Below are 22,537 nucleotides of genomic sequence, written 5' to 3'. Positions count from 1 at the left end.
CAACTTATACCTGAAGTTTCCTCTTGTCCTTGATATTTTCTGAGAAAAATAAGGTCATGGGTGAAACGAGGGCGACATTGCAAGGTGAAGTTGATACTCTTTCATTGATTGAAACAATAGGTTTACTCCAATCTCAACTTTCACTCTAAGGTTGAGTTGGTTTGAAACAAGGCACAAATTAGTAGGGAATCCATGGATACAGCAACTCCCCAGAACTACCTGGCAGTCATTAAGGTCGTCGGTATCGGCGGCGGTGGCGTCAACGCTGTCAACCGCATGATTGAGGTTGGTCTGCGTGGCGTTGAATTCATCGCGATCAACACCGATGCTCAGGCTCTGCTCATGTCTGATGCAGACGTCAAGCTCGACGTGGGTCGCGAACTGACCCGCGGCCTGGGTGCAGGCGCTAACCCCGACGTTGGACGCCAGGCAGCAGAAGACCACGAACAGGAAATCGAAGAGGTACTTAAGGGTGCCGACATGGTCTTCGTGACCGCAGGCGAAGGCGGCGGCACCGGTACCGGTGGCGCTCCCGTTGTTGCCCGCATTGCCCGCTCCCTGGGTGCACTGACCATCGGTGTTGTTACTCGTCCCTTCACCTTCGAAGGTCGTCGCCGCTCCAACCAGGCAGAGACCGGCATTGCCGCCCTGCGCGACGAGGTCGACACCCTGATCGTTATTCCCAACGACCGACTGCTCTCCATCTCAGATCGCAACGTCTCCATGCTCGACGCCTTCAAGTCAGCAGACCAGGTTCTGCTCTCCGGTGTCCAGGGCATCACCGACCTGATCACCACCCCCGGCCTGATCAACCTCGACTTCGCAGACGTCAAGTCCGTCATGCAGGGTGCAGGTTCAGCTCTCATGGGTATCGGCTCAGCCTCCGGTGAAGACCGCGCCGTCAAGGCAGCCGAACTGGCTATCGCCTCACCCCTGCTGGAAGCATCCATCGACGGTGCTCACGGCGTCCTGCTCTCCATCCAGGGTGGTTCAGACCTGGGCCTCTTCGAAATCAACGAAGCTGCCCGCCTGGTGCAGGAAGTTGCCCACCCCGACGCCAACATCATCTTCGGTGCCGTCATCGACGACGCTCTGGGTGACGAGGCTCGCGTGACCGTTATTGCCGCAGGCTTTGACTCGGTCAACCCCGAAACCAACTCCAACAACACCAACCCCGCCGCTAACCAGGCTGCTCGTACCCAGCAGAACTTCGGTGGCGCTTCAGCAGCTCCCGCCGCAGGCGCTGGCTTCGGTTCAGCACCCGCAGCAGGTAACAGCTGGAACAAGGGCGGCAACGACGTTCCCACCAACGCCGGCTTCGATGTTGACCTGCCCCCCGTTGTTGAGGACTCCCAGTCAGCACGTCGTGACACCCTCGATGTGCCCGACTTCCTGAAGTAAAGACTTCAGACCCACACCCTAGACGGAAACAAGCCGTCTAAAGGCCGAGAGGGGGTGAAAGCTAGACTTAGCTTTCACCCCCTTCAGCATTTCCCGCACTTTTTCGAAAGGTAGGCAAGGCCCATGGTTGACGCTCTTTTCTCCCGCCGGCTAGTAACCCTGGCGAATGGCGCCCGGGTCAATGTGGCCTTCACATCGGCTGCTGCCGGTAACCTGGGGCTGCACGTAGGCGATGACCTTGACCAGACCCTGGCCCACCGGCAGACCCTTGAAGACGCGCTGCTGGGGGAAGGGGCGTCCTGCGGCTTCACCTACCTCAACCAGGTGCACGGCACCGTGGTCTTTGATGCGGATGTCTCAGACCGGTTTGGTGCCGGAACTGAAAAGGGTCTTAGTCCCCAAGAGATTCGTGATACTGCACCGGTCGCCGATGCTGCCCTCTCTCGTGAGGGGCGGCCCCTGGCCATTATGGTGGCTGACTGTATCCCCCTGGTCTTTGTGGGGGAGGATGCCCAAACGGGCCAGCCAGTCTTGGGCGTGGCCCATGCTGGACGGCGGGGCCTGCTCGACGGTGTAATTCAACACCAGGTTGAAGCCATGGCGCAGAACGGTGCCGAGAACATTCAGGCATGGATTGGCCCCTCGATCTGCGGACGCTGCTACGAGGTTCCCGAGGCGATGCGGCAGGAATCTGCTGCGCTGATTCCGCAGGTGTATTCCAGCACCTCCTGGGGTACTCCAGGCCTTGACCTGCCAGCCGGGGCCCGTGCCGTCCTTGCCTCCCTGCCGCAGGTAACCCGCGTGCATAGCGACCTTGCGGCCTGTACCTTTGAACATGAGCACCTCTTCTCGCACCGCGGCCATACCCAGAAGCAGGAGCCCGCCGGGCGTATCGCTGGTCTGGTCTGGGTAGAAGCTGGCCCTCTGGCCGCTGAGGTGCCCAGCCCCTCCCACCTGTAACCCAGATGCCCGCTCTAAGGAATGGAAATATGACCCTGACCTACAGCCCCGAACGCCGTGCAGAACTCAGCGACCGCCTAGCTCAGGTGCAGGCCCGCATCCAGGAAGCCGCGGAAGATATGAGCGGCGCCCGATCTGCCTCGTCCCCCCTACCCGAGCTGATTGTGGTCACTAAGTTTTTCCCGGCCTCAGATGCAGCTGCCCTGTACGACGCCGGTGTGCGCGCTGTGGGTGAGAACCGCGACCAGGAGGCCGCTGGCAAGGCTCGTGAGCTGGCCGCCTACACGGGCAGCGATGACCCGCTGCGCTGGTCCTTTATCGGCCAGCTGCAGACCAACAAGGCTAAGTCTGTGGTGCAGTATGCGCACGAGGTGCAGTCGGTTGACCGCCCCCAGCTTGCCGATGCCCTCTCTAAGGCCTACAGTAACCGTCTGGCCCGATATGAGAACGGTGAGGTTGAGGCTCCGGCAGCACTGGCACACGGTGGTCTGCGCTGCCTTATCCAGGTAGGGCTCGATACCACCGTTGAAGCCACCGCCGGGCAGGCAGCCCTGGGTGCGCGCGGGGGAGCAGACCCCACCGAGATTTTGGCCCTTGCCGACCACATTAGCTCCCTGCCGGGCCTCACCCTGGGTGGGCTCATGGCGGTTGCCCCGCTGGGCCAGGACGCCGCAGCCGCCTTTGAACGGCTGCACGGCTACTCCCAGCAGCTGATGGAACACTACCCTGAGGCAACCACCATCTCAGCGGGTATGAGCCACGACCTGGTTGAGGCAATTCGCTGGGGAGCTACTTCTGTGCGGGTTGGCTCCTCCATCATGGGAGCCCGTCCGGCCCACTAAGGGCAGATGCCCATAATTCACCGGGAATACTGAGGTTTTCCTTGGGCTTGTCTGCGAGAAAGACAGGCGACTTTTTGGTACCGTAAAAGGTTGATAGGAACAGAGGTTTTAAGCCCCGTCGACCGGCGGAAAGGCTACTCAAAGGGAGGGTAAGAATGGCTCGCACACTACACCAGGCAATGGCCTACCTGGGCCTGGGCCAGGTAGAAGACGAAGCGCAGCGCACAGAGCGGCCCCAGCGCCGCCCCGAAACGATCTATGAAGAGACCGTTTTTGAGGCTGATGACCAGTACGACGCCTACCCCGATGAGCTAGCTCCCGCTGAAGGGCGTGCCCATATCTCATCCACTGCCGATCGCGACGTCCTTCTGGGTATTTCACCCGAGGCCACCGGCAGCCGTCCGGCTCCCGAAGCGACTGCCGGTAGCGTTTCTGTAGCCGAGGCAGACGACCAGCTTCTTGAGCAGGTCGAAAGTACCGGCACCGACTGGGACTTCCCCGGTACCCACCAGCAGGCATCCAACTACACCTCAACCGCCCTAACCCCCTCCTTCACCGAAGAAAGCAGCGAAGAATTGCGCCGTATCACCACCATTCACCCCCGCTCCTACAACGACGCCAAGATTATCGGTGAGTCCTTCCGCGAGAATATCCCCGTGATTATGAACGTCACCGACATGGGCGATACCGACGCCAAGCGTCTCATCGACTTTTCTGCCGGCCTGGCTTTTGCCCTGAACGGTCACATCGAGCGTGTGACCGACAAGGTATTCCTGCTGACCCCCGCTAACCTTGAGGTTCTCGGTGCTGAGGGCACCGAGGTTCCGGTAGCTCTGGACAGCGACGACGTCACCCCCTTCAACCAGGCCTAAACAGCAGTGGGTTATCTTTTTGCTCTCTTGGCTATCGTTGCCTACCTGCTGATTGTCGTTTTTATGATCCGCCTGGTACTCGACTGGGTGCAGATGTTTGCCCGCTACTGGCGCCCCAAGGGCGTAGTTTTGGTGGTTGCCTCTTTGGTATACGCAATAACTGACCCGCCCATGAATGCTGCCCGCCGCCTGATTAAACCCATTAACCTGGGTGGTATCTCCCTGGATTTGGGCTTCATGATTCTGTTGATGGCTCTCTGGTTCGCTTATTCCCTACTAACTAACCTGGCCTACAACCTCTCCGTTTAGAGCCTGGTAGGTAAAAACGCCTGCTGCACGTAGGGTGTGCAAGGTGGCTCTTGAAGCCTGTCAGTCAGCAGGCTGGGGTTTGTCCCCTCAAGTGGTGACGTGACCAGTGGCTCACACTTAACTGGGGTCATAGTGTTGCGCGGTGCCCCTTTGCCAGGTAATTTTGTGTTGTAGTAAATAGGGGACTACCCGAACTTTTAGCGCGCTGAAAGTTCGAGCTTCATGCGCCTGACTCCAGCACATACTGCGCACCGGGAACACTACGGGCCAAAGCATAAAGATTTTTAGAAAATAGAGGTGAATGATCGTGGCACTCACGCCTGAGGAAGTAATCAATAAGCGCTTCCAGCCGACTAAGTTCAAGGAAGGCTACAACCCTGAAGAGGTTGACGATTTCCTTGACGAGATTGTCATTGAACTGCGTCGTCTGAACGCCGAGAATGCTAGCCTCAAGCGCCAGCTTGAAGAGGCAGAGGCGAAGATTTCACTGGCTCCTGCCCAGCAGCAGGGCGGTGCCCTGGCCGAGGCTGAAATTGTGGTTGATTCTCAGCCCGCTGCGGCAACTCCTGCTCCGGCAGCAGCACCTGCCGCCGCTGAGCCCACTCTGTCCCCCTCTAGCGCCACCGGCCTGCTGGCTATGGCCCAGAAGGTTCACGATGACTACGTCTTCGAGGGCAAGCGCGAGCGTGAACGCCTGATTACCGAAGGTCGTGACGAAGCCGCCAAGCTTGTTTCTGAAGCTGAGCAGAAGTCGAACCAGGTGCTTGGCGATCTGGAAAAGACCAAGAGCGACCTCGAGGTTTCTGTTGCCAAGCTGCGTTCCTTCGAGAACCAGTACCGCACTTCCCTGCGCGATTACCTGAACAAGCAGCTGACCACCCTCGAAGAGACTCCCGCTCTTGAACCCAAGGCTGAGGGTGCTCCCGCCGTAGCGGCAGCACAGTCCCAGGGCTTCGGCGCGTTTGGCCAGCGTAACGGGGTTTTCAGCAACAACTCCTAGGCTTTCCTAGTGTTTAGGTGGTAGCCTCAATATGCTCAGGCGGCTCCTCGGTAAGAGGGGCCGCCTGAGATGTTTAAGATACCGCTCCGCGGTACCGGCTGGGTGCCGAACGCGATAAGCTGGTGTGTGCAGTTTTTGATGTTTGAAGGCAGGGAGTACGGTGGCTAATACCCAGCAGGAGGGCACTGTTTTAGTGCCGGTTCGTACGATTTCTGGGGTGGCTAAGGCCCTGCTAGCCCTGGCCCTCTTTGCCCTGGTATACGGGGCTGACCAGTGGGTCAAGCACCTGGTCGAGACCACCATGACCGTGGGGCAGGCTATCACCGTAATCGACGGCTTGCTCTGGTGGCGTTACTACCTGAACCCGGGGGCCGCTTTCTCTATGGGCGAGGGGTCGACCTGGCTGTTCACCCTGATTTCAACGGTGGGTGCCCTGGTGGCGCTGACCTTGGTGGTGCGGGCTAAGACCCTGCCCTGGGTTATTCTGCTGGCAACTCTGGCAGGGGGCATTGTGGGCAACCTGCATGACCGCCTCTTCCGGGAACCTGGCTTCGGCATCGGGCATGTGGTCGATTATATTTCTGTACCGAATTTTGCGATTTTTAATATTGCCGATGCCGCTATCTGTGTATCAATGGCGGCGATTGTTCTGCTGACTTTTCTTGGCTACCGCATGGACGGTCAGCGTGAAGTACGAGCCGATAAGGCAAAGAAGAACGAGGTGGGGGTCTAGTGTCTCAGAAGATTGAACTGACATTTGTGGTAGGAGCCGACCAGGCCGGTACCCGGCTTGATGCCCTGCTCGCTGAGCTGAGCGGCCAGTCGCGCACAACAGTGAGTAGCTGGGTTAAGGACGGCGAGGTTCAGCTTCTCGATGCCAAGGGCAGGGGAGTGAAGGCTAAGGCTTCGTCCAAACTGCTTGAGGGAATGACCGTGCAGGCTGCGGGCACCCCGCCGCGTGATCTAACGCAGATTGAGGCTGAGCAGGTTGATGGCTTTTCGATTGTCTACCAGGATGACGACATCGTGGTGGTTGATAAGCCCACCGGTGTTGCTGCCCACCCGTCGATGGGCTGGCACGGCCCTACGGTTGTTGGGGCGCTGAAGCACGCCGGGATTGATATTGCCACCAGCGGTGCTGCTGAGCGTCAGGGGATTGTGCACCGCTTAGACGTAGGCACCTCAGGGCTGATGGTTGTGACCAAGAACGAGCGAGCCTACTCGGTCATGAAGAAGGCCTTCAAGGACCGCACCGTCACCAAGGTCTACCACACCCTGGTGCAGGGGCTACCTGACCCGCTCAAAGGCACTATCGATGCCCCCATCGGCCGCCACCCCGGCAGCGAATGGAAGTTCGCGGTCAACGAGGACGGCAAGCCGGCCATCACCCACTATGAGGTGCTCGAAGCCTTTGGGCCAGCGTCCTTGGTTGAGGTGCACCTTGAGACCGGCCGCACCCACCAGATTCGTGTGCATTTCTCTGCCCTGCGCCACCCCTGCGCGGGCGACCTGACCTACGGGGCAGACCCCACCATGAGCGCGCATCTGGGCCTCACCCGCCAGTGGCTGCATGCCCACCGGCTGGGCTTCACCCACCCCACCAGCGGCGAGCAGGTGGAGTTCGAAAGCCCCTACACCCCTGACCTTCAGTACGCTCTCGATACCCTGCGTGAGGGCAACTTCTAGAGCCCGACGCTAAGGACGCAACCCGCATGGCTAACACCGACTTCACCCACCTGCACGTGCACACCGAGTACTCCATGCTCGATGGCGCTGCCCGTCTAACCGACCTCTTTGAGCACTCGAAGCAGCTGGGCATGAATGCCCTGGCAACCACCGACCACGGCTTCCTCTTTGGTGCCTTCGATTTCTGGAACAAGGCCAATAACGCCGGGGTCAAACCCATTATCGGTGTGGAGGCCTACCTGACCCCGGGTACTGCCCGTCAGGACCGCACCCGCGTGAAATTTGGTGAGGGCGGGCGCGATGACGTCTCCGGTGGTGGTGCTTATACCCATATGACCATGTGGGCAGAGAACACCCAGGGCATGCATAACCTGTTCCGGGCGTCCTCTCTGGCCTCGCTTGAAGGGCACTTCTACAAGCCGCGTATGGACCGGGAGCTGCTCCAGACCTACGGTAAGGGCCTAATCGCCACCACCGGCTGCCCCTCGGGCGAGGTGCAGACCCGTCTGCGCCTGGGTCAGTACAAGGAGGCCATGCAGGCGGCCAGCGACTTCCGCGATATCTTCGGCAAAGAAAACTTCTACTGCGAGCTCATGGACCACGGGCTTGATATCGAGAAGAACGTCATGGCCGACCTGCTCAAGCTGGCCAAAGAACTGAACCTCCCCCTGGTTGCCACTAACGACCTGCACTACACCCACGCAGAGGACGCCAAGGCCCACGCCGCGCTGCTGTGCGTGCAGTCAGGCTCCACCCTGCAGGACCCCAAGCGCTTCAAGTTCGACGCCGATAACTTCTACCTCAAGTCACCGGCTGAGATGCGCGAGCTCTTCCGCGACTACCCCGAGGCCTGCAACAACACCATGGAAATCGCCGAGCGCTGCTCCGTGGAGTTCAATACCAAGGCCAACTACATGCCCAACTTCCCCGTGCCCGAGGGCGAAAACGAGGAATCCTGGTTCGTCAAAGAGGTTGAGCGCGGCCTGCACTACCGCTTTCCCAAGGGCGTGCCCGATGAAGTGCGCAAACAGGCCGAGTACGAGGTGGGCATCATCTCGCAGATGGGCTTCCCCGGCTACTTCTTGGTGGTTGCTGACTTTATCAACTGGGCCAAGGAGAACGGGATCCGTGTGGGCCCGGGCCGTGGCTCGGGTGCAGGTTCCATGGTTGCCTACGCCATGCGTATTACCGACCTGAACCCGCTGGAACACGATCTGATCTTCGAACGCTTCCTCAACCCCGACCGCGTCTCTATGCCCGACTTCGACGTGGACTTCGATGATCGCCGCCGTTCTGAAGTGATTCACTATGTGACCGAGAAGTACGGCGAAGACAAGGTGGCAATGATCGTCACCTACGGCACCATCAAGGCTAAGCAGGCCCTCAAGGACTCCTCCCGTGTGCTGGGCTACCCCTTCTCCACCGGCGAGCGTCTGACCAAGGCAATGCCCGAGGACGTCATGGGCAAGAACATTGCCCTAGCGAACGTCTACAACCCCGAAGACAAGCGCTATAACGATGCCCAGGAACTGCGCGACCTCATCGAATCTGATGCCGATGCTTCGAAGGTCTTTGAGACCGCGAAGGGTATTGAAGGTCTGAAGCGCCAGTGGGGTGTGCATGCAGCGGGCGTCATCATGTCGAGCCACGACCTGATTGACGTTATCCCCATCATGCGCCGTGAGCAGGACGGCCAGGTTATCACCCAGTTCGATTACCCCACCTGTGAAGGGCTGGGGCTCATTAAGATGGACTTCTTGGGCCTGCGCAACCTGACCATCATCTCGGATGCGATTGAGAACATTAAGCTCAACCGCGGCGAAGACCTGGACCTTGAAACCCTGGAACTGGATGACGCCGAGTCCTATAAGCTCCTGGCTCGCGGTGATACTCTGGGTGTCTTCCAGCTCGATGGTGGGCCCATGCGCCAGCTACTCAAGCTCATGCAGCCTGACCACTTTGAGCACATTTCGGCGGTCTTGGCGCTCTACCGCCCCGGTCCCATGGGTGCGAACTCCCACACCAACTACGCCCTGCGTAAGAACGGTCTGCAGGAGGTCACCCCCATCCACCCGGAGCTCGAAGAGCCCCTGGCGGAGATTCTCGATACCACCTACGGCCTGATCGTGTATCAGGAGCAGGTTATGGCGATTGCCCAGAAGGTCGCTAACTACTCCCTGGGTGAGGCAGATATTTTGCGTCGCGCTATGGGTAAGAAGAAGAAGGAGGAGCTGGATAAGCAGTATGCCACCTTCCACCAGGGCATGCTCGATAACGGCTACTCCGAAGGGGCGGTGAAGGCCCTCTGGGATATTCTGCTACCCTTCTCTGACTACGCCTTTAACAAGGCCCACACGGCGGCCTACGGTCTGGTTTCCTACTGGACGGCCTACCTGAAGGCCCACTACCCCCAGGAGTACATGGCAGCGCTGCTGACCTCGGTGGGCGATGACAAGGACAAGCTCGCCCTCTACCTGAACGAGTGCCGCCACATGAAGATTACGGTGCTGCCGCCCGATGTGAACGAGTCGGCCCTGAACTTCACCCCTGTGGGCGACGATATCCGCTTCGGCATGGGCGCTATCCGTAACGTGGGTGCCAACGTGGTCTCTGCTATGGTCGATGCCCGCGAAGAAAAGGGCCGCTACGAGAACTTCAACGACTTCCTGGCCAAGGTGCCGATTGTCGTCTGTAACAAGCGCACCGTGGACTCCCTCATCAAGGCCGGTGCCTTTGACTCGCTGGGGCACGACCGGCGTCCGCTTTCCATGATCCACGAAGAGGCCATCGACGCGACCGTCTCGGTCAAACGTCAGGAGGCCGCAGGCCAGTTTGACCTCTTTGGGGGTCTGGGGATGGACGACGATAACCCGGCCAACGAGCTGGCGGTACAGATTCCGGACGTCCCCGAGTGGGAGAAGCGCGATAAGCTCAACTTTGAGCGCGAGATGCTGGGGCTCTACGTCTCTGACCACCCCCTGCGCGGTCTCGAAGATGCCCTTGATGCGCTGTCAGATTCCACGATTCAGGGGCTGGTCTCCGAGGACTCGGTCAAGCCGGATGGTGCAATTGTGACCGTTGTGGGCATGATTACCAGCGTCTCCCGCCGTATTGCGAAGAACTCGGGTAACCCCTACGCCCGTATCGAGATGGAAGACCGCACCGGTTCTATCGAGGTCATGTTCTTTGGCCGCGCCTACGAGCCGATTGCCGGTGTGCTGGCCGAAGACCTGATTTGTACCATCAAGGGCCGCCTGCAGCGCCGTGATGACGGGTCGGTGACCCTGAGCGCCCAGGAGCTGAATATCCCCGAGATTTCAGCGGACGGCACCGGCGGCCCGGTCACTATCGCCATCCCCGAGTACAAGGCGACCGAGGAGACCCTGGGCCAGCTGCGCGATATTTTGCGGAATCATAAGGGCGAATCCGAGGTGCGCATCGCGATGACTACCCGCACCAAGCGCCTGCTGATCCGGCTTGGCGCTGACCTGCGGGTCAACCCCAACCCGGCCCTCTTTGGTGACCTCAAGGTGCTGCTGGGCCCTGCCTGCCTGGATTTCTAGGAGGCTAAGACAGGCTGAACGTGCAGTCTGGTTCCGAGTGGGGGAGTAAGACCCCTGCACTCGGAACCGGGCGGCACATTCTTTTATAAAGGGTGTTCTTAGAGAGCCTGGGCGGCGTCGTAGCGCTCGCGGTTAGCCTGCACCTCTTCCAGGTGGGTTTCTGCCCAGAGGCGGACGGCGGTGAGCGGCTCAACGGTGGTCAGCCCCAGGTCGGTGAGCTGGTAGTCCACGCGCGGGGGAACACTGGCGGTAATGTGGCGGGTCAGCAGCCCGTCGCGTTCCATGGAGCGCAGGGTTTCGGTCAGCACTTTGGGGGAGACCCCCTGGATGGTGCTTTTGAGGTCCTTGAATCGTACCGGCTCACCGTCTGCCAGCACGGTGACAATCAGGGGAGTCCACCGGTCCGTGAGGTGGCGTAGCACGGTGCGCGAGGGGCAGTTCTGGTCGAGGACGTTGGCGGGCAGCTGCTCTGCTGCCGGCTGGGAGGTGGGGCGGACGTCCGCGCTGACCTGGGTCGATGATGCCACGGTGGGCCTTTCTGAAAGTTTTTTAAAAATCTTCTAATAGTTACCTTGAGGTAATTGGTTTCTAAAACATACTATAGAACTGTTTGATACAGAAAACCAACTCTTCAAGGAGAACCCTCATGAACATCTCAGTGATCGGCGCAGCAGGCATGGTTGGCTCAGCAATCGTTGCAGAAGCACAGAACCGCGGCCACCAGGTAACCAGCTACACCCGCAGCGGCTCAGCCGGCACCCTGGCCCTAGACCTGGCCAACACCGAGGCTCTCGTTGAGGTCATCAACTCATCTGAGGCAACCGTCATCTCCGTCGCCAGCCGCGACGACTACTCCGCAGCCATCGCCGCCCACCGCGCCCTCATCGCAGCAGCCCCCACCGGCCGCTTCCTCATCGTCGGCGGTGCCGGTTCCCTCAACGCGGGCGAGGGCCTGCTGCTGGAGACCCCAGACTTCCCTGAAGAATACCTGACCGAAGCCAAGACCTTCGCAGCCGTCCTTGAGGACTACCGTGCAGCGTCCGACCTGAAGTGGACCGTCCTGGCTCCCTCGCCCATGATCGCCCCCGGCGCTCGCACCGGTGACTACCGCACCGAGCTGGACGTACCCGCCGGCATGTTCGTCTCAACCCAGGACTTTGCGGTAGCCGCCATCGACGAAATCGAAAACCCTGCCCACATCGGGACCCGTTTCACTGTTGCCTCTGCTGACGAAGCTGCTGCCCAGGGTCAGTAAACAGACAGTGGTAGAAAGGCAGAACCTCTTTGGTGAAGCTGCCCTGTAAGGTCGCTGCCATCGGAAAAGTGCAAGTGCCGTTGCTTTTTGCAGCGGCACTTGCACTTTTCAGGGGGTACTAAACTGGGGTCCATGCCCCTTTCCACCTCCTGTGCCCTCTACGAGGCGGCGTCCGCGTCCGCCCTGGCCCTGACTGCAACCGAGCTCTACCGCTTCACCTCCCGCAGCGACGCCGAAGCTGCCCGCGTGGGCGGCAAGTGGTTCATGGTGCTAGCTGAGAAGGACGGCACCCAGCTGGTCAACCTCAAAGCCCACCCGGCCGACGTTGCAGCTATCATCGAAACCCACCCGGCGGCGCGCCCTGCCTGGCACATGAACAAAACCCACTGGTACAGTCTCGTACCCCACCCAGATGTGGCTGGCGAGCTGCTAGCCGAGCTTATCGCGGAGTCCTATCTCACCGTGGTTGAGTCCCTGCCTGCCCGCAAGCGTCCGCCCGGCTGGCAGGCTCTTGCAGAAAAACTTAAAGCGGCAGAATCTCACCAGCCGGAAAACCCACAGGCTTAACCCGCAGCGGCTTGACGACCGCGTTAAAATCAGAGAGTGAGCACAACAGACAACACCCAGAACTCCACTGCACCTGCAGACTTCACCCTGCGCACTATCGACCTGCGCGGCAGCAACCATTCCTACGCTGAGCTGCGCCGTATTGTCCCGCGCCAGACCACAGAGTTCGTGGGCAATGCGCTCACCACCGTGCACGAAATCCTCGAGAACGTACAGAGCCGCGGCGCTGACTACCTGCGGGAACTCTCCGCCCGTTTCGACGGAGTAGAGCAGGGTGCCCTGCGCGTACCGCAGAGCGCTATTGACCGGGCGGTCGAGAACCTCGACCCGGGCGTCCGCAAGGGCCTAGAAATCGCCATCGAGCGTACCCGCGCTTTTGCAGCCGCCCAGCGCCCCGCCGACCAGACCATCGAAGTTGCCCCCGGGGCTGTCCTTACTAACCGCTGGACCCCCGTGCGCCGCGCCGGCGTGTACGTGCCCGGCGGCCTGGCCGTCTACCCCTCATCGGTCATCATGAACACCGTACCCGCCCAGGCAGCGGGCGTCGGCTCTATAGTGCTCTGCACCCCGCCCCAGAAAGAATTCGACGGCCTGCCCCACCCCACCATCCTGGGCGCAGCCGGGCTGCTGGGCATCACCGAAGTCTGGGCCATCGGCGGCGCCGGTGCCCTGGGCGCTATGGCCTACGGGCTGGACGACGCCGGTGAGGTTCTTGAACCCGTTGACACCATCACCGGCCCCGGCAACATCTTTGTCGCCATGGCCAAGCGATCCCTGCAGGGCGTCGTGGGTGTGGACGGCGAAGCCGGAACTACCGAAATCGCCGTCATTGCCGACGACACCGCTAACCCCGACTACGTTGCCGCTGACCTGATTTCCCAGGCCGAACACGACCCCAACGCCGGGTCCGTCCTCATCACTCACAGCCCTACCCTCGCCGCCGCTGTGCAGGACGCCATCAATCAACGAGCCGCTGTGACCAAGCACAGCGAGCGCGTGGCCACTGCCCTGACCGGCCCCCAGTCCGGCGTGGTGCTCACCGACAGTCTCGAAGCCTCAATCGCGGTAGCCGACGCCTACGCTGCAGAGCACCTTGAAATCCATACCGAGAAGGCAGACGAGGTGGCCGGGCGGGTGCGCAACGCCGGTGCGATCTTTATCGGCCCCTACTCGCCGGTGCCTCTGGGTGACTATGCGGCAGGGTCCAACCACGTCCTGCCCACCGGCGGTTCAGCTGCCTACGCATCGGGGCTCAACACCACCGTCTTTATGAAGGCTGTGCAGCTGATCAACTACAGTCAGAGCGCTCTTGCCGAGATTGGTGATGCCATTGTCGCGGTTGCCCACGACGAAGACCTTCCCGCCCACGGTGAGGCCATCACCGCGCGTACCGGCTCGGCCGCCGCTAACAACAGCTAGAACCACGCTAGGAGGAACCACATGAATTGCCCCTTCTGCCGTAATTCCACCTCAAAGGTAGTTGACTCGCGAACTACCGACGACAATTCCGCAATTCGCCGCCGTCGCCAGTGCAGCAACTGCGGCAAGCGGTTCACCACCGTCGAAACTACCGCTGTTTCGGTAATCAAGAGAAGCGGCGTGACCGAACCCTTTGACCGGGCCAAGATTGTCTCTGGCGTGCGTAAGGCCTGCCAGGGGCGCCCCGTGGGGGAGGACGACCTGGCTAAGCTAGCGCAGGAAGTCGAAGAGGCGATTCGCGCGAAGGGTATCGCTGAGATTGACGCCCATGAGGTAGGGCTGTCTATCCTTGAGCCCCTGTCGAAGCTGGATACCGTCGCCTACCTGCGTTTTGCCAGCGTCTACCAGGCTTTTGAATCGCTCGATGACTTTGAGCGGGCTATCGCAGCGCTGCGCGAGGCGGGGGCGGACGAGGGGGAGCAGCCTACCCTGCTCTAGCTCCAGCTACAAGGACGCCGCCCACCCACCTTCTGCCTTGCGGCAAGAAAGGTGCGCGGGCGGCGTCCTTATTTTTAGGAGCTAGCGGCGCCTAGCCCTGGGCGGCGGCGCGGCGCTCGTGTTCGCTGGGGTGGCCAGCTGCCCACAGGGCAGCGCCCACAATGCCAGCGTTGTTCCGCAGCTGGGCCATGACCATGGGGGTGCGGATTTCATCCTCAAAGTAGGGCATGAACTTCTCGGGGTTCTTCGAGATACCACCGCCGATGATGAACAGGTCGGGGGAGAAGAGGAACTCCACATGGGAGAAGTAGCGCTGCAGACGCTTACCGTACTTCTTCCAGGACAGCTCGTGAATTTCACGGGCACGGGCTGATGCACGAGATTCGGCGTTGTGGCCGTCAATCTCAAGGTGACCCAGCTCGGTGTTCGGAATCAGTTGGCCGTTGATAATGAGGGCTGAACCGATACCGGTGCCCAGGGTAATCACGGCGATCAGGCCGTCCTTGTCCTTACCCTGGCCGTAGGTAGCCTCGGCCAGGCCGGCAGCGTCCGCGTCGTTCAGGGCGTAGACGGTACGTCCGCCCAGGGCCTCGCTCATGATGCCCTCAAGGTCAGCACCAATCCAGGACTCGTGCACATTCGCAGCAGAAAGGGTAACACCGTTCTTCACGATGGCGGGGAAGTCGATACCGATAGCCGCATCGGGCAGGGGAGCAAGCTCACGGCCCTGCAGCTCATCAACGATTTCACGAACCACAGATGCGCAGGCCTCGGGGGTGGCAGGCTGCGGGGTGGGGATGCGGAAGCGCTCGCCCACCAGCTGGCCGGTGCGGATATCAACGATACCGCCCTTCATGCCGGTGCCTCCGATATCGATACCGATAACCAGGTCAGCTGCGGTAGGTGCCGGGACCTCGGGGGTGACTGCGTCAGTCATGAGCGCTCCTTTGAGAGTGATGGTGTTTAGGGCAGGGTAAGGATGTCAACGCCGTCGGCGGTGACAACCATGGTGTGTTCAAACTGGGCGGTACGCTTGCGATCGCGGGTAACGACGGTCCAGTCGTCCTCCCACATATCCCATTCGATAGTGCCCAGGGTGAGCATGGGTTCAATAGTGAAAATCATGCCCTCTTCGATGACGGTGTTGTAGGCAGGAGCCGCATCGTAGTGGGGGATAATCAGGCCGGAGTGGAATTCACGGCCCACACCGTGACCGGTAAAGTCACGCACCACGCCGTAGCCAAAGCGGGCGGCGTACTTTTCGATGACGCGCCCGATGACGTTGATTTCACGGCCGGGGCGTACCGCCTTCATGGCGCGGTTCAGGGCCTCTTCGGTGCGCTCAACCAGCAGGCGGGACTCTTCGTCCACATCCCCAACGAGCAGGGTGCGGTTGGTGTCACCGTGCATATCGTGCAGGTAGGCGGTCACGTCGAGGTTGAGAATATCGCCGTCTTCAAGCACGGTGGAGTCGGGGATACCGTGGCAGATGACCTCGTTCAGCGAGGTGCACACGCTCTTGGTGAAGCCGCGGTAGTCAACGGTTGAGGGGTAGGCCCCGTGGTCGCAGATGTATTCGTGTACCAAGACGTCGATGTCGTTGGTGGTGGTTCCGGGAACAGCGATCTTTTCAGCTTCAACAATGGCACCGGCGGCAATTTTGCCGGCCGCCCGCACCTTTTCTACTTCTTCGGGGGTGTAGAAGTTTGAACCCTGACCCTCGTTGGCTTCGGGCTTGCCCACGTATTCGGGGCGGACGATATGCGCCGGTACCGGGCGCATGGGGGCTACGACGCCGGGCGTTAGGTTGCCCACGGGGGCTTTACCCGGCTCAGCGGGGAGGTTGTGGCTGTTAGATGATGTCGACATGCCTTCTAGCTTATCCGCTGCACACCGGCTGGCCCGCCTAGGAGCGTTGCCAAAAGCTGTATCTTTTGCCTAACCGGGCGTAAAGTGGTGCATGCAACATTCTATAAGAGAGAAGGCAACACAATGTCACTGAACGACTACACCCCCGGCCCCCACGACACCCAGTACTGGTACAACCTGAGCACTGGCCAGGTCGAAGAGGGCCAGCAGTCCAAAATCACCGAGCTCTGGGGCCCCTTCAGCACCCGCGAAGAAGCAGAGCATGCCATGGAGAAGGCGAAGAAGCGCAACGAAGAATGGGACGAGGGTAAGGACGCCTGGTAAGGAAGGAATTTTTCACTAGCGTTGAGAAAGCTGACCCGGGCTCGCAGCGAAGCTGCTGGCTCGATGGAGTGAGCGGGTGCGTCAGCACATACGAGCGAACGGAATCCGCCGCAAGGCGGGGCGTGAATCACGTGTGATGAGCACCGAGATTCCGAGTGCGCGAGGAAAATAAATCTCGGTGCGAATCTGGCGAGCTTGCGAGCCAGCTAGCGAACCCGTGAGAGGGTCGGCAGCGAGCGTGAGCCCCGGGTTAGCTACCTCCCTAACTTTTGGCAACGCAGAATTTTTAACTGTCGAATCGGTGCTCTTCTGCCGGGTAGGCGCCTGAGCGCACGTCTGCCCGGTAGGCGGCTGCTCCTTCGAACAGAGTGTCGTAGAGGTTGGCGTACTGCTTGACGAATCGGGCCATCTTGCCCTGCCGCAGCCCGAAAGCGTCCTGCCAGACGAGCACCTGCCCACTGACGTCCGCGCCCGCCCCGATACCGATGATGGGGATGCGCACTGAGGCGTCGATGTCGGCGGCAACATCGGAGCGGGTCATTTCCATGAGCAGGCAGAAGGCACCGGCTTCTTCGAGAGCCAGGGCTGTGTCTTTGAGCGCCTGACCGCCGTCGCGGCCCTGCACCCGGTAGCCGCCGAGGGCGTGTTCAGACTGGGGCGTGAAGCCGATGTGGGCCATCACGGGTATGCCCGCTGCAACCATGGCGCGCACGTGGTCTACGTGGTGGGCGGTGGCTTCCATCTTGACCGCGTGCGCTCCGCCTTCTTTCATGAAGCGCACGGCGGTTGCCACGGCCTGGGCGGGGGACTGCTCGTAGGAGCCAAAGGGCAGGTCAGCGACGACCATAGCCCGCTTGGCTGCGGTAGAAACAGCTTTGACCAGGGGAATCATCTCGTCAACGGTAATGGTGAGGGTTGATTCGTGCCCCAGCACATTGTTGCCCGCAGAGTCGCCGATGAGCAGCAGTTCGATGCCGGCCCGGTCGAAGATGGTGGCGGTTAGGGCGTCGTAGCTGGTGAGCATGGCGAACTTTTCACCGGCGTCCTTGGCCTGCTGCAGGTGCACGGTGCGCACCTTTTTGACGGCGAGGACGCTTGCCTCACCTTCCTGAGGGGTGTTGGCGGGGGTGGGGGTTGAGGACCCGTAGGGTGCTGTTTCTTCGTTGAGCATGCTTTAACTCTAGTAGCCTGCAGGCGCACCGCAACCGGAGCGGGCCCGCTTTATCTCAGTCGGTGAAAGAAATGTTTAAAACACGTTACTGTTACCGGGGTCAGAGCGTGCCAGGTGGGCACGCAAGGCGGTTACGTTCTAGAGTTGATGCTAAGGATTCGTTTGCCCGCCCACCGGGGTGCGGGCGCCACCTTTAGACATGAACGGATAGGTTACATGGATCGTCAGCAAGAATTCGTTTTGCGCACCATCGAAGAGCGCAATGTGCGTTTCGTCCGCCTCTGGTTTACCGATGTGGTGGGCCAGCTTAAGTCTGTTGCTATTGCACCGGCTGAGGTTGAGAGCGCCTTCGACGAGGGTATCGGTTTTGACGGTTCATCGATTGAGGGTCTGTCCCGCGTGTACGAGTCAGATATGCTGCTGCAGCCTGACCCCTCTACCTTCCAGGTGCTGCCCTGGCGCGGGGATGAAGAGCCGACCTCCCGTATGTTCTGCGATATTCTCACCCCCGACGGGGAGCCCAGCGCCTCAGATACCCGCGGCGTGCTCAAGAACGTTCTCTCTAAGGCAGCGGGTATGGGCTTTACCTGCTACACCTCACCCGAGATTGAGTTTTACCTGCTCAAGTCAAAGGAACTGGGCCCCAGTGGCTTCCCCGAACCGGTCGACTCCGAAAGCTACTTCGACCATACTCCCGGCGGCGTGGTGCAGGACTTCCGCCGCAAGGCAGTGACCACCCTGGAAGAAATCGGAATCTCGGTGGAGTTCTCCCACCACGAGACCGGCCCCGGCCAGAACGAAATCGACCTGCGCCACGCTGATGCCCTGCAGACCGCCGATAACATCATGAGCTTCCGCACCGTGATCAAGGAAGTCGCCCTCTCCCAGGGTATCTACGCCACCTTCATGCCCAAGCCCTTCACCGAGCACGCAGGCTCCGGCATGCACACCCACTTCTCCCTCTTCGAGGGCGACACCAACGCCTTCTTCGAGGCAGGGGCTGAGTACCAGCTCTCCCGCACCGCCAAGCACTTTATCGCCGGCGTCCTGCGCCACGCCCCCGAGTTCACCTCGGTCACCAACCAGTTCGTCAACTCCTACAAGCGACTGTGGGGCGGCGGCGAGGCCCCCTCCTACGTCTCCTGGGGGCACAACAACCGCTCCGCCCTGGTGCGGGTTCCCCTCTACAAGCCCAACAAGATGCAGTCAGCCCGCATGGAGTACCGCGGCATTGACTCAGCTGCCAACCCCTACCTGGCCTACGCCGTCATCCTGGCAGCTGGCCTCAAGGGCATCGAAAACGAGTACGAGCTGCCCAGCGCCGCCGTCACCGAAGACATCTCGGCGATGACCAGCGCAGAACGCCGCGCTATGGGCTACCACGCCCTGCCGTCCTCTCTGCATGACGCTATCCACCGCACCGAAGAATCAGAGTTCATGGCCGAAACCCTCGGCGAGCAGGTCTTTGAGCAGTTCCTGCGCAACAAGCGCCGCGACTGGAACGCCTTCCGCGCCGAAGTAACCCCCTACGAACTCAAGAACAATCTCGGTATCCTCTAGTGCCCGTATGCAGGCGCAACACCACAGGCGGTGTTGCGCCTGCTGTAATTAATACCTAAGGAGACAGCGGTGACCCAGACCCCGCAGAACGAAACCCCCGAAGAAGCCGCCCGCCGCGCCGAAGAAGAACGCAAGGCCCAGGTGCGTCTGCTGAGCGAGATGGCATCGCTGGGGTTCTACGATGCGGCTAAAAGCGCCCGCTGGCTCAACTCCCGGGAGCTAGAAGGCCTAGACCGCGCCAAACTGTTTGAGGGCCTGCGTCTAGCCCCTTCTCCCGATATCGCGCTTCCTGCCCTGGTTAGACTCATTGAACGTGCCCCCAAGGTGGCGCAGCTAGCTGCGCGGGGAGCGGACGCCGAGGCCCTCTACCGCTTACTGGGCGGCTCCGAGGCGCTGGGGGAGTTCTTGGTTCGCCACCCCGAGCACGCAGACCTGCTAGAGATTGACCCTAGGGCTTTTGACGGCCAAGATTTTCCCGTCTCGCTACTGCCCGAGACCGACGGAGAATACCTCACCCCTATCGCTCCGCTCGATACCGTCTACCGCCGCGACCTGCTAACGGCTGTGGGAGCCGACCCGGCTGCGTCCGCCCCGGTCGCCCAGCTCACCGGCAAAGAAGCCTACACTGCCCTGCGCGTTGCCTACCGCCGTCACCTGACCGAACTCGCGATCTACGACCTCACCAGCTTCGCACCGGTACAGTTCATGCCCACCGTTGGCCGTCTTCTGGCAGACCTGGCCGCAGCTGCCCTCGAAGGGGCCCTGGCAATCGCCCGCGCCGAAGTAGCCCAGAACCGCAGCGAACAGACCGTAGCTGCTGTAGAACTTGCCATTATCGGCATGGGCAAATGCGGTGCCCGCGAACTGAACTACATATCAGACGTCGATGTGGTCTACGCTGTCGCCCACAAGCCCCTGGCCGACCTGCCCGAAGATTTTGCCCCCCTCGACGAAAATACCCTGACCCAGATCGGTACCGAGCTGGTCATGGCCCTCTCCAAGGCCATCATGGCCCCGGCCCCCGAACCAGCCCTCTGGGAAGTCGACGCCAACCTGCGCCCCGAAGGTAAGGACGGCGCCCTGGTACGCACCGTGGAGTCCTACACCACCTACTACAAGCGGTGGGCCGAAAACTGGGAATTCCAGGCCCTGCTCAAAGCCCGCCCCATCGCAGGTACCCCCGAGCTGGGCGTCCGCTGGGCCCGAGCCATGCGCCCCTTCATCTGGGAATCTGCCGCCCGCGATTCCTTTGTAGAGTCAGTGCAGGCCATGCGCCAACGCGTCACCGACAACATCCCCGCCGCCGACGTCGACCGACAAATCAAGCTCGGCCCCGGAGGCCTGCGCGACGTAGAATTCACCGTTCAGCTTCTGCAGCTCGTGCACGGCCGCACCGATGAGAGCGTCCGCACCCAGAGCACCACCGACTCCATCGCGGCCCTCGCAAAAGCCAGCTACATCGGCCGCAAGGACGCCCACGACTTCGCAGATAACTACGCGACCCTGCGTGTGATGGAGCACCGCATCCAGCTGCTCTACATGCGCCGTACCCACCTGATGCCGGTCAAAGAAAACGACCGGCGCTCGCTAGCGCGCGCCATGAACTCCCCCCTGGCCCCCACCCAGCTGACCGAGCCAGAGATGCTCAAGCAGTGGGCCGGTATCAAACGTGCCGTGAAGTCCCTGCACGAGCGCCTCTTCTTCCGTCCGCTGCTAGCCGCCGTAGCCCACCTCTCCAAAGACGAAGTGGCCCTCACCCCGCAGGCAGCGCAAGACCGCCTGGCAGCCCTGGGCTACAAGGACCCCCGCCGCGCCATGGGCCACATCGAAGCCCTCACCAAGGGCCTCCGCCGCTCAGCCGAAATCCAGCGCACCCTCATGCCCGTCCTACTGGGCTGGTTTGCTAAGGGCGTGGACCCGGACGCCGGCCTGCTCGGCTTCCGCCGCATCAGCGAGTCCCTGGGCGGCACCCCCTGGTACTTGCGCATGCTCCGCGACTCCCCGGCAGCCGCCGAACGCCTCTGCACCCTGCTCTCATCCTCCCGCTTCATCACCGACCTGCTCGAAGACATTCCCGAACCCATCGCCTGGCTCGATAAGGAAGAAGACCTCAAACCCCGCGAAGCAGACGCTATTATCAGCGAGCTGCGCTCCCAGCTGACCCGCCATACCGACTCCGCCGAAGCCATCCGCGCCGTCCGCATGCTGCGCCGCCGCGAAATCCTCCGTCTTGCTATGGGTGAAGCGCTAGGCTTCAACAGCAACGCCGAAGTGGCCCACGGGCTCTCCAACATTGACCGGGGAGCCATCCAATCGGCGCTCGCTATCGCCGAACGAGAAACCTACATCGATGGCCGCACCCCGCTGACCGATGTTGCCGTCATCGCCATGGGCCGCCAGGGTGGGGCGGAAATTGGCTACGGCTCCGACTCCGACCTCATGTACGTGCACATCCCGCGCGATGGAGCCGACGAAAAGGCCGCCCAGGCAGAAGCCACCGACCTGATCAACCGCATGGTTACCCTGCTCAAACAGCCCACAACCCCGCCCATCCGTGCCGAAAAGGTGCTCGAAATTGATGCCGACCTGCGACCCGAAGGAAAATCCGGGGCCATGGTGCGCTCGCTCGAATCCTTCAGGGAGTACTACGATCGCTGGGCTGATACCTGGGAATTCCAGGCCCTGCTACGTGCCCGCCCCTTTGCTGGCTCAGAGTACGTGGGCTCCGCCTTTATTGAGCTCATCGACCCCTACCGCTACCCGGCTACCTTCCCAGCGGAGAAGGTCACCGAGATTCGCCGGATGAAGGCCCGCGTAGAAACAGAACGCATGCCCCGAGGGGCAGACAAGACCCGTCAGCTCAAGCTGGGCCGTGGCGGGCTGACGGACGTAGAGTGGCTGGTCCAGCTGCTTCAGCTCCAGCACGCCCACCGGGTCGAGGGTATGCGCACCACCTCTACCCTCAAGGCTTTGGACGCTGCCGTGCAGGCTGGGTTAGTTGATGAACGTGACGCCGCCCTGCTCACCAATGCCTGGAAGTTAGCTTCAAAGATTCGCGGTCTCAACGTGCTGCGCACAGGCAGGGCATCCGATACCCTCACCACCACACGCTCTGACCTTGAAGCCATTGCCCGCTGGTGCGGGTATGCTCCTCACTCTGCCCGTGTGCTTGAGGACGACTACCTGCGCATCACCCGCCAAGCCCGGGCAGTCTACGAGAAGCTGTTCTACCCGGGGTAGC

General features: G+C 61.1%; 20 protein-coding genes. 16 read left to right on the top strand and 4 right to left on the bottom strand.

Features of this window, described 5'->3' with window-relative positions:
* Nucleotides 1-192: 192 nt before the first annotated feature.
* The 9 genes from ftsZ to dnaE all read left to right on the top strand — a co-directional run bounded on the left by ftsZ (nt 193) and on the right by dnaE (nt 10,633).
* A complete protein-coding gene (gene ftsZ, locus ACEE43_RS04550; RefSeq protein WP_237185432.1) occupies nt 193-1,401 on the top strand; it encodes a cell division protein FtsZ in 1,209 nt (402 codons plus the stop codon).
* A 123-nt stretch (nt 1,402-1,524) separates the two neighbouring features.
* Entirely contained in the window at nt 1,525-2,361 is an 837-nt protein-coding gene (locus ACEE43_RS04545) for a polyphenol oxidase family protein (RefSeq protein WP_449107324.1), read from the top strand.
* A gap of 29 nt (nt 2,362-2,390) precedes the next feature.
* Nucleotides 2,391-3,203, top strand: coding sequence for a YggS family pyridoxal phosphate-dependent enzyme (locus ACEE43_RS04540; protein ID WP_449107325.1), 813 nt, complete (start codon nt 2,391-2,393; stop codon nt 3,201-3,203).
* A 155-nt stretch (nt 3,204-3,358) separates the two neighbouring features.
* Complete coding sequence (locus ACEE43_RS04535) at nt 3,359-4,075, top strand: cell division protein SepF (RefSeq protein WP_449107326.1); 717 nt, start codon at nt 3,359-3,361, stop codon at nt 4,073-4,075.
* 6 nt (nt 4,076-4,081) lie between these two features.
* Nucleotides 4,082-4,384 (top strand): YggT family protein, encoded by a 303-nt coding sequence (locus ACEE43_RS04530; RefSeq protein ID WP_449107327.1) that lies wholly within the window; start codon nt 4,082-4,084, stop codon nt 4,382-4,384.
* Between the two features lie 307 nt (nt 4,385-4,691).
* Nucleotides 4,692-5,384, top strand: a complete 693-nt coding sequence (locus tag ACEE43_RS04525) for a DivIVA domain-containing protein (protein ID WP_449107328.1) — start codon at nt 4,692-4,694, stop codon at nt 5,382-5,384.
* Between the two features lie 160 nt (nt 5,385-5,544).
* Nucleotides 5,545-6,117 carry a signal peptidase II gene (gene lspA, locus ACEE43_RS04520; protein WP_449107329.1) on the top strand — a complete coding sequence of 191 codons (573 nt, stop codon included), beginning with the start codon at nt 5,545-5,547 and terminating at the stop codon, nt 6,115-6,117.
* Nucleotides 6,117-7,070, top strand: coding sequence for an RluA family pseudouridine synthase (locus ACEE43_RS04515; RefSeq protein ID WP_237185426.1), 954 nt, complete (start codon nt 6,117-6,119; stop codon nt 7,068-7,070). Before lspA ends, ACEE43_RS04515 begins: the two co-directional genes overlap by 1 nt.
* A gap of 26 nt (nt 7,071-7,096) precedes the next feature.
* Nucleotides 7,097-10,633, top strand: a complete 3,537-nt coding sequence (dnaE, locus tag ACEE43_RS04510; protein WP_449107330.1) for a DNA polymerase III subunit alpha — start codon at nt 7,097-7,099, stop codon at nt 10,631-10,633.
* A 98-nt stretch (nt 10,634-10,731) separates the two neighbouring features.
* Here dnaE and ACEE43_RS04505 read toward each other — a convergent pair whose 3' ends face one another.
* On the bottom strand, nt 10,732-11,160 hold the full coding sequence (locus tag ACEE43_RS04505; RefSeq protein ID WP_237185424.1) for a winged helix-turn-helix transcriptional regulator: 429 nt from the start codon (nt 11,158-11,160) through the stop codon (nt 10,732-10,734).
* Nucleotides 11,161-11,279: 119 nt separating this feature from the next.
* Here ACEE43_RS04505 and ACEE43_RS04500 point away from each other — a divergent pair, with 119 nt between their 5' ends.
* The 4 genes from ACEE43_RS04500 (at nt 11,280) to nrdR (ending at nt 14,372) form a co-directional block, all read left to right on the top strand.
* The gene (locus ACEE43_RS04500) at nt 11,280-11,888 is read left to right on the top strand and encodes an NAD(P)-dependent oxidoreductase (protein ID WP_449107331.1); all 609 of its coding nucleotides are present in this window, start codon (nt 11,280-11,282) and stop codon (nt 11,886-11,888) included.
* 132 nt (nt 11,889-12,020) lie between these two features.
* Nucleotides 12,021-12,455: an MmcQ/YjbR family DNA-binding protein gene (locus ACEE43_RS04495; protein ID WP_449107332.1), complete on the top strand. Its 435-nt coding sequence runs from the start codon at nt 12,021-12,023 to the stop codon at nt 12,453-12,455.
* A 36-nt stretch (nt 12,456-12,491) separates the two neighbouring features.
* Nucleotides 12,492-13,874, top strand: a complete 1,383-nt coding sequence (hisD, locus tag ACEE43_RS04490) for a histidinol dehydrogenase (RefSeq protein ID WP_449107333.1) — start codon at nt 12,492-12,494, stop codon at nt 13,872-13,874.
* Between the two features lie 21 nt (nt 13,875-13,895).
* On the top strand, nt 13,896-14,372 hold the full coding sequence (gene nrdR / locus ACEE43_RS04485) for a transcriptional regulator NrdR (RefSeq protein ID WP_135011358.1): 477 nt from the start codon (nt 13,896-13,898) through the stop codon (nt 14,370-14,372).
* 91 nt (nt 14,373-14,463) lie between these two features.
* On the opposite strand, the gene ppgK is transcribed toward nrdR, so the two are convergent.
* Nucleotides 14,464-15,309, bottom strand: a complete 846-nt coding sequence (gene ppgK / locus ACEE43_RS04480; RefSeq protein WP_185173136.1) for a polyphosphate--glucose phosphotransferase — start codon at nt 15,307-15,309, stop codon at nt 14,464-14,466.
* 26 nt (nt 15,310-15,335) lie between these two features.
* Nucleotides 15,336-16,241 (bottom strand): type I methionyl aminopeptidase, encoded by a 906-nt coding sequence (map, locus tag ACEE43_RS04475; RefSeq protein ID WP_237195367.1) that lies wholly within the window; start codon nt 16,239-16,241, stop codon nt 15,336-15,338.
* Nucleotides 16,242-16,364: 123 nt separating this feature from the next.
* Here map and ACEE43_RS04470 point away from each other — a divergent pair, with 123 nt between their 5' ends.
* Nucleotides 16,365-16,565, top strand: coding sequence for an SPOR domain-containing protein (locus ACEE43_RS04470; protein WP_237205042.1), 201 nt, complete (start codon nt 16,365-16,367; stop codon nt 16,563-16,565).
* Between the two features lie 286 nt (nt 16,566-16,851).
* Here the strand turns inward: ACEE43_RS04470 and panB are convergent, their stop codons facing one another.
* Complete coding sequence (gene panB, locus ACEE43_RS04465) at nt 16,852-17,736, bottom strand: 3-methyl-2-oxobutanoate hydroxymethyltransferase (protein WP_449107334.1); 885 nt, start codon at nt 17,734-17,736, stop codon at nt 16,852-16,854.
* 216 nt (nt 17,737-17,952) lie between these two features.
* On the opposite strand from panB, the gene glnA reads away from it, so the two are divergent.
* Together glnA and ACEE43_RS04455 are read left to right on the top strand one after the other, a co-directional pair.
* Nucleotides 17,953-19,296 (top strand): type I glutamate--ammonia ligase, encoded by a 1,344-nt coding sequence (glnA, locus tag ACEE43_RS04460; protein WP_237185416.1) that lies wholly within the window; start codon nt 17,953-17,955, stop codon nt 19,294-19,296.
* A gap of 69 nt (nt 19,297-19,365) precedes the next feature.
* On the top strand, nt 19,366-22,536 hold the full coding sequence (locus ACEE43_RS04455) for a bifunctional [glutamine synthetase] adenylyltransferase/[glutamine synthetase]-adenylyl-L-tyrosine phosphorylase (protein ID WP_449107335.1): 3,171 nt from the start codon (nt 19,366-19,368) through the stop codon (nt 22,534-22,536).
* The last annotated feature ends 1 nt before the right edge of the window (nt 22,537 follow it).

Source organism: Rothia sp. 11254D007BW, assembly GCF_053548195.1.
Note: the sequence above shows the minus strand (reverse complement) of the source record. Positions and strands in the feature narration are given on the sequence as shown.